The sequence below is a fragment of the Syntrophomonas wolfei subsp. methylbutyratica genome (genome assembly GCF_001570625.1).
Lineage (GTDB): Bacteria > Bacillota > Syntrophomonadia > Syntrophomonadales > Syntrophomonadaceae > Syntrophomonas > Syntrophomonas methylbutyratica.
In genome coordinates this window covers 1-11,330 of sequence record NZ_BBQT01000033.1, presented here as the reverse complement: position 1 = coordinate 11,330, position 11,330 = coordinate 1, and the positions used below count along the sequence as shown (strand labels likewise).

Genomic DNA, 11,330 nt, shown 5'->3' with positions numbered 1-11,330 from the left:
ACAAAAGTGAGGTTATCCATTTAAGCGGTGACAGCTATCGTTTAAAACACCGCCAAACCATTTTTGGGAATAACTAGGTGTCCAAAGTTATTTATCATTTTTTGTTCATTTTTACTTGACAGTTACAACTGCCTATAGCAGTATTTAGTTATCCGCAAAAACGAGATGACCCCGATTATTTTAAGCTGGAATTTCCATTTATGCCGGTATTGGACTTCCGTTTTCTAATCCTGGAATTAAAGAAACACAACTGGCGCAACTACATTCGCAGTAACAATCCGGCAGCTGCAGCCCTACTAAGTAAGATGGGTTACTCGGCAAAAGAACGGGTGCAGGTAAAACTGGAGTTTTTACACATGCTGGTACGGATGGAACTGGATCCAGCTCGTAATACTTTATTAACTGGATTTTTTGAGACATACCTCAAATTAAATGAGGAAGAAGAGAAGCAATTAGAGGCGGAAATAGGTAAAATAGATACAAAGGAGGCCGAAAAAATGATGGAGATAACCACTTCCTGGGAGCGAAAGGGTAGAGTGGAGGGTAGAGTGGAAGGGCAAGCCGATTTGCTGATACGGTTGTTAAAAAAGAAATTTACCAATGTACCTACCGAAATCGAAAATCAGGTGAAGGCTCTGCCCGCCGAAAAGTTGCAGCAGCTGGCAGAAGCCATATTTGATTTGGAGACGTTTGAAGATGTAAAGGCTTTTTTATAAAGGTTCAATAACTCCGGGGACACCCGGAGTTATTTGCAAATGGGAGGGTTTTTAAATAAAGGTTAAGAAGAAACTGGCTTTATTCATATGCATAATATTGCTGGCTCTGCTGGCAGTATTTTTTCGTTATGCCGGAGTGGGAATAGTAACTGTTGATTTTCCGGAAAAAGCGGATTTGATTATCGTGCTCATGGGAAGCGGTCCGGATCGGATATTGGGGGCAGTAGATCTTTATGAGCAGGGCTATGCGCCATGTATTATGATGGTGGAGAACTGGCAGCCGGGTTATGAACTGCTGGAATCTCGTGATGTAGATTTACCCCGGGATGCGGAACTGGCGGCTTCGGTAGGGATTCAGCTGGGGGTGCCGGAGGAAGCTTTTATCATATTGCCGGGGAATGCCCGCAGTACCCAGGATGAAGCTCTTATAATAACCCAATATCTTAAGGAGCAGCAGCCGGAGGTAGGTAAGGTATTGTTGGTAAGCTCCAAGTTTCATTCCAAGCGTTCGGCTAAACTCTTCCGCTGGGCATTGGGAGACCTGGATCGTGAAGTGAAGGTGCTATCCTGCCCGACTACCTATGACGATTTTAATGCTGCCGCCTGGTGGAGCTCGCGGGAGGATGCCAAACGGGTGGTGTCGGAATACGTGAAGCTGGCAAACTTTTATTTGGTGGACAGGTGGAGATGAATATGTCCAGGGACAGGCCCCCGACATATTTAACAGGTCAGTTTATTGGAAAATTTATCAATTTATGCTACTATTTCTAAAAGTAAGCAGATAAAGGGGAGGGGAATAGTGGCAGATTGTAAGGTTATAAGTGTGATTAATTGGAAGGGGGGAGTGGGCAAGACTACTCTTACCCATCACCTGGGTACGGGGTTCTATCATTTAAGTGATGAAGAGCGAATTAAGTACCTGGGAACGACAGAGCTACCAAGGATACTTTTGATAGATAATGATGCCCAGTGTAGCTTATCGGTTTCTTGCCTGGGGGAGAAGGAATACGAAGATTTGTTTTTTATCAAGAAAATGGGGACAATTAGCGATTTATATCTACCTTTTTTACAGATGGAAAAGCCAAATATCAATGTGGCCTCTTATACCTATTAACCGGGAGGATATTTGTGGTACTTTCCTGGGCATCAGGCCCCTGGTAATAGACAAGCATGACGAAACTGATGCTACCAGCATGAGCCGGGATTATAAAATTGATGTAATTCGTAAGGAAGGGACCAGGCTGATTCATGTTTACGGAGGTAAATTGACTACCTGTCTCAGCATGGCGGAGAAGGTGGCGGCGCGATTGTAAGGAGGTTACCCATCAAATGGACAAATTAAGTTTCAAAGGTATCATCACATCGATCCAGCCAAGAATAAGACTGACCCGTTCATTCGATGAAGCTTCTCATACATATTTGGGATATGCCATTAAAATTGCCGGAACCATTGATAACCAAGAAACGATATCATCTAATCAAAATATATTCTCCATCGGTATCGGCAAAGCAGCCCAAGCAAAATTCAACTTCAAAGTTAATGACATTATCTCTGGTGAATGTCTACCTGTACCGGATCCGGACATGGAGCCGGTTGATTATTATAAAGTATCGAAGTTAGCTAAGGTAGAAGAAGGAGAACAGGGCAGCATATCAGCACCCTGGGAATTGGTGCCGCCGGAGCTGGAAGTTTATCGGGAAAGGGGACACCGCAGACTGGCAGCCAGGACTTATGATACGAAGTGTTACAGCTGCATGTAAAGTATTATCAAAGTATTCCAAAGCATTTGAGGAATTAGCAAAATGAAAAGGTTAACCCGTACCCCTAAAGACCGAGTCTTCTGCGCCTTTCCCGGTTGAGTATCTGCGCCCATTCCTCCGGTGTCATGGATAAGATAATTTAAGCGGGAAACCATTTGCTTATGATCAACGGAAACAAAGCAGTCCTTCTCAATGATAGATTTATCAAAAGGGTTAAAGGAAAGGCCATAAAAATGCTTAAACATCTGTATATGCGTGACCTGGATCGTATCAAAAACCCTAAAAACCAGGAATGGTGTAACTGTCAAGTAAAAATGAACAAAAAATGATAAACAACTTTGGACACCTAGTTATTTCCGAAAATGGTTTGGCGATGTTTCAAACGATAACCGTTTAAGTGAATAACCTAGCTTTTGTGGATTAATCGATCCAAAATAGCAGTTGTAATCGAAGAGCAATCCGAGCACCTGACAGGATTCGACCGAGAGGTAAAAGGGGGGGGATTATGTTCATAGCCTCCTGATTTTATTATTGTGTTATTGCAGGTATCTTTTTACCTCTTCCAGGCTTTTGTAATCCAAAATGCCATCGATCATAACATCCAAAGTTGGGGAATCTAATTTCAATATTCCCGTTTTAAATTCCTCGGGTAACAATCCGAATTTTTTAGTCAATAACTTTATCGCAGTTCTTGCAAGAGCTTTTGCTTCTCCTGCTTTCATTCCTGCTTCTCTTCCTTCTTCTTTGAATATCTCCGCTAAAGTCATCACCGTTTCACTCCCTTCCGGATGAGTAGTATCAATTTTCTTAACCACTGCATTGAAATCCGCCCTGGTCAAATCGGCTCTGGCGCTGAATATATACCTCATCAGGGTTTCAAAGTATTCTATTCCTGTCTGTTTATCATCTAATTCCAGCAGATAGCTTACTGCTCTAAAGACAGAATCCAGCAGGCCCTTGTTGTCTTCCGTGAATATATCTCTCATTATAGTCATTGCTATTCTATCTATTGCTTCACCTTTTATCTCATCATCAGTATACCGGGAAAGGTCATAAAGCAAATATTCGTAATTCGGGGTAAACTTTTTAATATCTTCCGGGAGCTCTTCATATCCCGTTATTATTTCTCCCAGCGTAGTTCCTATTTTCCAGCGGTCTTTGCCATGGTATACTACCAGCGGTATTATCACCGGTAACTTATCTGATTTTTCTTTTTTGATTTTAGTTTCCCAAATTTCTACCATATACCGTAACAATTGCAAAGCGATGTCTTTACTGCTATAGCTTTTATGTTCAAAGAGGAAATAAATATATCCTTCTCTCTTGTTTATGCTGGCCTTAAAAAGCAGATCGGAAAAACCTTCCTGCAGTTCTTCATTTATAAAGCTGTCCTTTTGAGGTTCCAGGGTATCTACATCTATGACCTTTATAATATTTTCCGGCAGGTAATTATTTAAAAAGTCCTTTGCTACCTCCACCTTGCCGAAGGTTTCTTTAAAGAATCTATCATGGGGATTCTGGATTTTCAATCTCATCACCTGCCCAATTTCATTATATCATGTAGTTTAATATTAGAGAATAAAATAACTCCGGGAATAGGTGTGAATTCTCACATTAATCCTGCCATAATTTGAGGAAACCAAATTTACAGTAGACGATATAGCTTTATGCTGTTTTTCCAATTAACGTTATAGTATTATTAGGATAAATATGGAAGCTTCGCTTGGAAAGGGAGTGAGCTAACGTTGAAGATTTTAGAATTAGAAGTCAGTGGTTATAGATCGCTGAAAAAAGTGAACTGGAAACCGGGAGATCTTAATATATTGATTGGGCCTAACGGATCAGGCAAATCTAATTTGCTGCGTCTGCTACAAATTATTTCAATTTCGGCGCGGGGTGAACTGTCATCCTATATCCAAAATGCTGGAGGGAGTTTTATCAATTGCTGATAGGAGTAGTATAGCACCTAGAGCCTGGGTGCTATCTTGGTTATTGCATAGCTGTAATAAGGATTCAAGTATCACAGTATGATGATTTGAATCCTGCCACGCTTCCCTAAAGGCGGTAGACCAAGGCGCAGCCTGCTGTTCCTGAACGACCCTTTGTGTTAAATCTATTATTGTTTGCTTAGGGTTATTATTTAATTCTAGTTGGATATCCTCTAAAAATTCTGTATAGCTTAACTGAGCAGGGTTAATACTATTTATTGCCATTAAAAACAACACCCTTCATAGTATTCCCAATCAGTACCGTTCCACTTTTCAAAACGTATAACTTCACCATCATCAATTGAATGGCTAATAAATTCCCCTCTTTTTATTGAGACCCCGTTCTGGGGTATACACCGAATTACTCCCCCAGTTTGATAATATTTTTTAAATCCTTTAGGATTATTTATTCTAACTACGGCTCTAAATACTCGTTTTTCCCAATGATAAATACCGTGGGCACGTATAATGGATGAAGGATTTCCCTTTTCTTTTGGGATCAAAGATCCGTTAGCTGCAGCGTATGCACCACTAAAAAATGTCAGTACTAATAAGAAGCTTGACTCAATTAAAAATGCTATCATTAAAGAAAAGCAATTTAAGAGAAAAGTTAATATATTATTGTGGTATTGATGGGTTTTACCCCAGAGGAGACATATGGCTATATCGTCCAAGTTATTTTGGAGACGGAAAGCTTGCTACTGAATCCTGTTTTGGGTAAAGTTTACACCGAAGAAGCAGGAGAATATGCTGGTTTTATGCGTTTAGTAGTTCGAAAGTTTAGATTTTACATCGAGACGGTGGAGAATGATGCTGTTGTGGTTGCGGTAAAGTATCCTGGGGAAAAATAAAAGGAGGAAGCAAAGAGTTTAGTTTCGCTTCCTCCTTTCGATTCTTGAATAGACCCGGGTGCCTGACACCAACATACAAGTTACGTGATACATATTTAATTGTTTTTGTTACCTCCACCCAAAAAAGAATTGCAGAAGCCCAGTTAGAGCAAGATGATTATTTTATGATTGCAGATATGCTCTCCAAACAAAAGTATCTTTAGTTGAGTAGATTTTTCCTTTGTATTCTGTTCTAATCCAAGAACTGAGTTCATCCTCATTCTCTGGATTCTCTTTATTTATGAAAACTAGCTCATCATAGACGTAAGCAGTGATTTTCCGGAAAAAGCGGATTTGATTATCGTGCTCATGGGCAGCGGGCCGGATAGGATATTGGGGGCGGTGGACCTTTATGAGCAGGGCTATGCTCCTCGTATTGTGATGGTGGACAACTGGCAGCCGGGTTATGAATTGCTGGAGTCCCGTGGATTGGAGCTGCCCCGGGATGCGGAATTGGCGGCTTCGGTGGGGGTTCAGCTGGGGGTGCCGGAGGAAGCTTTTATCATATTGCCGGGGAATGCCCGCAGCACCCAGGATGAAGCTCTTATAATAACCCAATATCTTAAGGAGCAGCAAGCGGGGGTAGATAAGGTATTGTTAGTAAGCTCGAAGTTTCACTCCAAGCGTTCGGCCAAACTCTTTCGCTGGGCGTTAGGGGGCCTGAACCGTGAAGTGAAGGTGCTTTCCTGCCCTACTCCTTATGACGATTTTAATGCTGCCGCCTGGTGGCAGTCCCGGGAGGATGCCAAACGGGTGGTGTCGGAATACACGAAGCTGGCAAACTTTTATTTGGTGGACAGGTGGAGATGACGAGGGAAGAATAAAGAGAATAATCCGGATAAAATTTCCCCGTTAATAATTTTGAAGAGAAATTTATCGGGCGATTTAGAACAATTGTTCTATTTTCCATTGAAATATGTTAAACTATTTCCATAACAATATGTGGATTTTATGGTACCTATTTTAAGCATCGGAAGAAACTGCGGAGCAGTTTCAACACAGCGGGGCAACGAGGCGGGGTATTAGAACCCGCCGCCTGTTTTGTTAGTAGGAACCCGATCGCTTAAAGAAGCGGGGGACATATTTCACCCCTCGTTAATGGGTGCCGCTTCCATAAAGGAGGAAGGTTTAATGGTAAATGGTAAAGTAGAACAGGTTCATGATCAGGTTATTGGATTAAGGCCGGTTTACACCGACCGGGGGAATGCTACCGAGCTGTGGCTGGCTTCTGGGGAAATACTACTGGACCGGCGGGGAGTAAAGTCAGTTGTAACTGCTTTAGCCCGGAGCTATGCTCTGGATTTGAAAGCCCAGCGGAAGCAGCTGGGGCAGTTATTGAATCGCAGCATGATATTGCCGTTTTATTTGGGGCAGAGGGTATTTGTTCCTTTGAAAATGCGCAAGGCGCTCGCGGGAAATGATATGGTTTATGGCTATTTTGATGGGGAGTATATCGAGGATATACAGGGAGGAAAGTTTCGGGAGTGCCGGGTATTGTTAAAAACGGGCGATGAACTGGAGTGTTTCAGCAGTCAGACTACAGCCCAGAAAAGCTTGCATCTGGGCTTAAATCTGCAAAAAGCTTTAGAAGGCAATGATGATGATGACCGGGATGAGCAACAGGTAATGGAAGCGGTTCGCGCTCTTTATCGCAGCTTTAGAGAAATACTGCTGCGCCTGCAAAGTATCGAAGGCTACATTGCTGAAGCTGAATCTATTTATCAGCACGAAAAAGGGCCGTAAGTCTGCCCCCTTTCACTATGAATTGATAGGATTGAGTATCTTAATTTGAAGGCGCGGGTGGATGAGGAGCTATGTCAGCTTTCTATCTATTTCCTTCAGGATATTTAATCCCAGCGCCAGAACAAACCGCGGTCCTTGCAGGTATTCCTGCTTGGCTGGCTGCCTGTTGCTCGGGAAGGAAGGCACGGCAGGAACAATATTCTTTTACGCCGCTACGCTCATAAAGCCGATATTTTTCTTGGAGGTCCTTTTTAGCGGTTGCCGGTGATAGAATCTCAATTACTAGTCCGGGTGCACCGCGGTATCCATAATTATCCAGATTGGAGCAACGCAGATTACTATAATATCCGGCTGCACCACCGTTTTAATTTCCTCAACCTTTTCATATCCGTTGGGAATTCTAACATCAAAGGGTGCAATGATTGCCTGGCATTCTTTATCCAGCAGGTAATTGGCAAACTGTCTTCCTAATTCCAGGGCTATGGTTTGATGTTTATTCAGACATGTTTTCCGTAATGCCTATGGATTCAGAATTGACCCCGTCAAAGAACAAGCCTTGCTGACAAATTTACCGGCAATTGCCAAGTCCATAAAAAAGGATATTCAGGAGTTCTTTCAGCAAATGGATCAAATCATTCTAGAATAAAGTCCGGGGTCAGGCCCCGGATTTATTCTTACCAATACTTGTTTTGATATATAAACCTTGATATTTATGTAAAATATAAGCAAAATATGTTATCTGCTATTCCGTATGCCTTAAAAAAGGTCGACTCATTAAGAGCAATGATTGCCGCAGAGAAAAAGACAACTGGGGTATGAGCCGGAATGGAGGTTTGAGCGAGGGATTGAGGCAAGAATTTTGCATTGGTCTAATTTTTGATGGGACAAGGGTGGGACAAGGGGACAGGTTCACTGTCCCATATCCCAAGTCCGGTCTGTAGGTGGTGGGACAACATATGGCTTACCATATTGTACTTTGGCTTACTATTACCTATAATAGAAACACAATATAGCGAGGGGGTATTACTATGTTTGGTGTGGTTGAAGAAGTAAAAGTGGGTGTTAAAAGTCAAATAGTAATTCCGGCTCGAATCCGTGAAGATGCCCAGGTAAGACCTGGAGATATTCTAATCATGAGCAGCGATAGAAATGGTCGCATATCGATTATGAAAAAACCGGAGAATTGGGCATCAGCTGCTTATGGGTGTTGCAAAGATGCCTGGGGGGATAAACCGCTGGAGTACTTGCAGAAGGAACGGGAAACCGCATGGAAATAGAAAGCTTTCTTCATAATAACAAATGTCTAGCTTTAGATACAAATGTGTTTATTGCTTTGTTTGCTCAAGAAGTGTTAGGCGTAAAGGTAGTTCCTTTAATTGACGCTGCCGCCAATCAAGGAAAATTGGAACTCATAGCATCTGTTATGGCGTTTGCAGAATGTGCTGTTAAGCCGTACCAAGAGGGAAATTGGATGGCATTAGATCAAATCAAGCTTATGTTTCAAATGCCTCATTTAACAGTGTACCCAGTTGATGACCAAGTAGCCGAGGAGGCAGCTCGAATCAGGGCAGTTTATAACTTTAAAATGCCGGATGCTATCCACCTTGCGACAGCAATTATTCAACGGGCAGATGTATTTTTGACCAATGATTATCATCTTGCCACCATTAAAGAAATACCGGTGATTAAATTGGAAGATTTGTAGGAGCATTATTTGGCGTTATGTTCCAGGGCAAGTCTACAAGCTTGGTTAAGGTTTTCAAGAGCGATGAGGAGCTATGTCAGCTTTCTATCTATTTCCTTCAGGATATTTAATCCCAGCGCCAGAACAAACCATTTGCTGGCAGCTTCATCGGGGTTATGCCGCTCGCTTATCAGGTTTTTTCGCAAAGCTTCATTAACCAGCTCATTTTTCCAGAGTTCCATGCTATTACATGCCTCGCGTACGTTGCATGATGGCTTATTTAGGCGCCAGTTATCTTCCGGCCAGGGGAAAAAATCACCGGGACACTCGCTGGCAACTACATCTTTGTGTCTCATGATCTCCAGATTATCCTGATAGAGCTCCCGGAGGTATTGAACCAATTCGACCAGAGAGTACAGCTGTTGTTCACTAGGCTTGACTTCCATAAAGTTTCCGGTCAGGCATATGCCGATGCTGTCACCGTTACCCAAGGAACCAGCGTGTGCTCCGATCATATCCAGGGGGCGTCCTTCTTCAATATCCCCGTTCTGCCGGATTACGAAATGGTATCCGATTCCGCTCCAACCTCGCTTGAGGTGCCAGCCGTGAATGGTGGCTGCCGCAACATCCGAACTGGCAGAATGATGCATAATAATGCGCCTGGTAGAGCGGCGGCCAAGCAGGCGCCCAAACGACAGCCCTGTTTTTATGATGGAGATCGCCCTTCCCTCGCGGGCGCTTGCGCTTGGGGGATTTAGCAATTCGTCCACACTCATCCCTCCTTTTAAAAATTTGTGCTGAACTCAAAGCTATTTTCAATAGCAGTTTAAATGATGGTTAGGGTGAAGAGAAAACGGCAAAAATCAGAAAGAGGCTTTTGTTTAGCCGCCTATATTTATTTGCCGGCCCGCTTAAAGCAGTGATGCTGCTTGGGGGATGATAAAAGCGTCTTGTTTGGCAAAAGGGGTAGAAAAAAAGTCCCCGGACTTATTTGCGGGCGGGATGACAACGGTGCGATTTATATTGCTGGCTCTGCTGGCAGAGTTTGCAGGATTAAATTACATTTTGCTATGAACAGGCTGTTTTTCTGGGGTATACCATCTTATGGTAAATGGTGTTTGCAGCGTTGTCTTGATACTGCTCTATAGTTTCTTTCGATGTTTAAACGAAGCCAAATACTTATGAAAGGTGGGAGCGGAATGTCCGGGAAACGAAGTGCCGTTAATTTTTCGGAGTTTCGCGCCATGCGTAAACATCTTATTAAACTGGATAAACTCGATGAGCGGCGTTATTACCAGCAGGCATTGCAAAAGGCAAAGGATGTAGCAGCTATGTTAAAGGAGCATTACGGGGTTAAGCAGGTTTATCTTTATGGTTCTCTAGCCTGGGGGGGATTCGACCGGCATTCAGATATCGATCTTTACCTGGTAGGTTTTCAAGGAAACTACTGGAGGGCCTACAGTGAAGCGGAAGATATCGTTGCCCCGATAGAGATAAGTTTGGCCTGTGAGGAAGATTGTATAATTTCTTTAAAAGATAAGGTTTTGGAGAAGGGGGTCTTGCTGTGATTAATAGGGTTGCTATATCAGAAGCATCGTTGCCGGGTAGTACCCATAGCAGTATTCACTTACCCGGAGAAACGGAATGAACCGGACCGGTTTAAGCTGGTGTTCCCGTTTATGTCCGTCTTGGATTTTCATTTTTTAACCCTGGAGCTGAATAAACATAAGTGGCAAGATTATATCCAAAGCAATAACCCCGTAGCTGCAGCCCTTTTGAGCAAGATGGGTTATCAGAAGAAAGAACGGGTACAGCTAAAGCTGGAATTTTTGCGGATGCTGGTCAGGATGGAATTGGATCCAGCTCGAATGACCCTGCTGACTGGATTTTTTGAGACTTACCTCATATTAAATGAGGAGGAAGAGAGAAAACTGGAAGAAGAGATGGGCAAGGTAGATGAAAAGGAGGCCAAGAGAATGATAGAAATAACTACTTCTTGGGAAGAAAAGGGCAAAATGAAAGGTAGAATGGAAGGCAAAGCGGAAGGCAAAGCGGAAGGCCAGGCCAGCATACTGTTGCGACTACTGAAAAAGAAATTTGGATATATGCCGGTTGAAATGGAAAACAGGGTGATGTCTATGCCGGTGGAAAAGCTGCAGGAACTGGCGGAAGCAATATTTGATTTGGAGACGATAGATGATGTCAATAGTTTCATAAGCAAATAAGTTTAGACAAAGTCCGCGTAGGGACAAGGGGACAGGTCCGAAACCACTGAAAAAGTATCCTTTTTAAGCCGCCTGGGCGGCTACCCAGTCACAATCTGGTCGGTTAACCACCAACGGAGATAATAACTTCAAAATGAGAACATGTAAACCCTTTAAGGCGGATACCAGCTTGGCTATCCGCTTTAAATTTACCGATAGGGCTGTTAGTTTGGCCTGAATGCGGATACTTCGTAGACCGTAGCCTTTGGCCCGGTCCAATCCGTGGAATCTTTTTAGTTCTGCATTCTTGGGTTCGATCTTCGCTCGCTTTCGGTATTCCTCAA

The 11,330-nt window shown here is 43.0% G+C and carries 19 protein-coding genes and 1 pseudogene; 14 read left to right on the top strand and 6 right to left on the bottom strand.

Annotated elements, in window-relative coordinates; genetic code table 11:
• The first annotated feature begins 200 nt into the window (after positions 1-200).
• From AWB54_RS14595 to AWB54_RS14575, 5 genes are all read left to right on the top strand, one after another.
• A complete protein-coding gene (locus AWB54_RS14595; protein ID WP_061215335.1) occupies positions 201-716 on the top strand; it encodes a DUF4351 domain-containing protein in 516 nt (171 codons plus the stop codon).
• A 97-nt stretch (positions 717-813) separates the two neighbouring features.
• A complete protein-coding gene (locus AWB54_RS14590; protein ID WP_061215334.1) occupies positions 814-1,407 on the top strand; it encodes a YdcF family protein in 594 nt (197 codons plus the stop codon).
• 108 nt (positions 1,408-1,515) lie between these two features.
• Positions 1,516-1,830, top strand: a complete 315-nt coding sequence (locus AWB54_RS14585) for a ParA family protein (protein WP_061215333.1) — start codon at positions 1,516-1,518, stop codon at positions 1,828-1,830.
• On the top strand, positions 1,808-2,029 hold the full coding sequence (locus AWB54_RS14580) for a hypothetical protein (protein ID WP_061215332.1): 222 nt from the start codon (positions 1,808-1,810) through the stop codon (positions 2,027-2,029). Before AWB54_RS14585 ends, AWB54_RS14580 begins: the two co-directional genes overlap by 23 nt.
• Before the next feature lie 16 nt (positions 2,030-2,045).
• Positions 2,046-2,477, top strand: a complete 432-nt coding sequence (locus AWB54_RS14575) for a hypothetical protein (protein WP_061215331.1) — start codon at positions 2,046-2,048, stop codon at positions 2,475-2,477.
• Positions 2,478-3,013: 536 nt separating this feature from the next.
• Here AWB54_RS14575 and AWB54_RS14570 read toward each other — a convergent pair.
• Positions 3,014-4,012 (bottom strand): Rpn family recombination-promoting nuclease/putative transposase, encoded by a 999-nt coding sequence (locus tag AWB54_RS14570; RefSeq protein WP_235811201.1) that lies wholly within the window; start codon positions 4,010-4,012, stop codon positions 3,014-3,016.
• A 210-nt stretch (positions 4,013-4,222) separates the two neighbouring features.
• On the opposite strand from AWB54_RS14570, the gene AWB54_RS16755 reads away from it, so the two are divergent.
• Entirely contained in the window at positions 4,223-4,426 is a 204-nt protein-coding gene (locus AWB54_RS16755) for an AAA family ATPase (protein WP_153014757.1), read from the top strand.
• Here the strand turns inward: AWB54_RS16755 and AWB54_RS16055 are convergent.
• Both AWB54_RS16055 and AWB54_RS15810 read right to left on the bottom strand, forming a co-directional pair.
• On the bottom strand, positions 4,382-4,690 hold the full coding sequence (locus AWB54_RS16055) for a hypothetical protein (protein ID WP_061215329.1): 309 nt from the start codon (positions 4,688-4,690) through the stop codon (positions 4,382-4,384). The genes AWB54_RS16755 and AWB54_RS16055 overlap by 45 nt on opposite strands.
• Positions 4,690-5,049 (bottom strand): hypothetical protein, encoded by a 360-nt coding sequence (locus AWB54_RS15810; protein ID WP_153014756.1) that lies wholly within the window; start codon positions 5,047-5,049, stop codon positions 4,690-4,692. The genes AWB54_RS16055 and AWB54_RS15810 overlap by 1 nt, the downstream gene beginning before the upstream one ends.
• A 48-nt stretch (positions 5,050-5,097) precedes the next feature.
• Here AWB54_RS15810 and AWB54_RS14560 point away from each other — a divergent pair, with 48 nt between their 5' ends.
• From AWB54_RS14560 to AWB54_RS14550, 3 genes are all read left to right on the top strand, one after another.
• Positions 5,098-5,316 carry a hypothetical protein gene (locus tag AWB54_RS14560; protein WP_061215328.1) on the top strand — a complete coding sequence of 73 codons (219 nt, stop codon included), beginning with the start codon at positions 5,098-5,100 and terminating at the stop codon, positions 5,314-5,316.
• 342 nt (positions 5,317-5,658) lie between these two features.
• Positions 5,659-6,165: a YdcF family protein gene (locus tag AWB54_RS14555; protein WP_235811203.1), complete on the top strand. Its 507-nt coding sequence runs from the start codon at positions 5,659-5,661 to the stop codon at positions 6,163-6,165.
• A gap of 321 nt (positions 6,166-6,486) precedes the next feature.
• Positions 6,487-7,098: a hypothetical protein gene (locus tag AWB54_RS14550; protein WP_061215326.1), complete on the top strand. Its 612-nt coding sequence runs from the start codon at positions 6,487-6,489 to the stop codon at positions 7,096-7,098.
• Between the two features lie 82 nt (positions 7,099-7,180).
• On the opposite strand, the gene AWB54_RS16455 is transcribed toward AWB54_RS14550, so the two are convergent.
• A complete protein-coding gene (locus AWB54_RS16455; protein WP_235811202.1) occupies positions 7,181-7,372 on the bottom strand; it encodes a Uma2 family endonuclease in 192 nt (63 codons plus the stop codon).
• 234 nt (positions 7,373-7,606) lie between these two features.
• Here AWB54_RS16455 and AWB54_RS16750 point away from each other — a divergent pair.
• The 3 genes and pseudogenes from AWB54_RS16750 to AWB54_RS14535 all read left to right on the top strand — a co-directional run.
• A pseudogene (locus AWB54_RS16750) lies at positions 7,607-7,744 on the top strand (hypothetical protein); the annotation flags it as partial.
• 382 nt (positions 7,745-8,126) lie between these two features.
• Entirely contained in the window at positions 8,127-8,375 is a 249-nt protein-coding gene (locus AWB54_RS14540) for an AbrB/MazE/SpoVT family DNA-binding domain-containing protein (RefSeq protein ID WP_061215324.1), read from the top strand.
• The gene (locus AWB54_RS14535; protein ID WP_061215323.1) at positions 8,366-8,803 is read left to right on the top strand and encodes a type II toxin-antitoxin system VapC family toxin; all 438 of its coding nucleotides are present in this window, start codon (positions 8,366-8,368) and stop codon (positions 8,801-8,803) included. Before AWB54_RS14540 ends, AWB54_RS14535 begins: the two co-directional genes overlap by 10 nt.
• A 71-nt stretch (positions 8,804-8,874) precedes the next feature.
• On the opposite strand, the gene AWB54_RS14530 is transcribed toward AWB54_RS14535, so the two are convergent.
• Positions 8,875-9,552: a peptidoglycan recognition protein family protein gene (locus tag AWB54_RS14530; protein WP_061215322.1), complete on the bottom strand. Its 678-nt coding sequence runs from the start codon at positions 9,550-9,552 to the stop codon at positions 8,875-8,877.
• Positions 9,553-9,981: 429 nt separating this feature from the next.
• On the opposite strand from AWB54_RS14530, the gene AWB54_RS14525 reads away from it, so the two are divergent.
• Positions 9,982-10,350 (top strand): nucleotidyltransferase family protein, encoded by a 369-nt coding sequence (locus tag AWB54_RS14525; protein WP_061215321.1) that lies wholly within the window; start codon positions 9,982-9,984, stop codon positions 10,348-10,350.
• Positions 10,351-10,359: 9 nt separating this feature from the next.
• Positions 10,360-11,007 (top strand): DUF4351 domain-containing protein, encoded by a 648-nt coding sequence (locus tag AWB54_RS14520; RefSeq protein ID WP_061215320.1) that lies wholly within the window; start codon positions 10,360-10,362, stop codon positions 11,005-11,007.
• A 63-nt stretch (positions 11,008-11,070) separates the two neighbouring features.
• Here the strand turns inward: AWB54_RS14520 and AWB54_RS14515 are convergent.
• Positions 11,071-11,330, bottom strand: a 260-nt coding sequence (locus AWB54_RS14515) for a transposase (RefSeq protein WP_174520071.1), incomplete at its 5' end; no start/stop codon positions are given.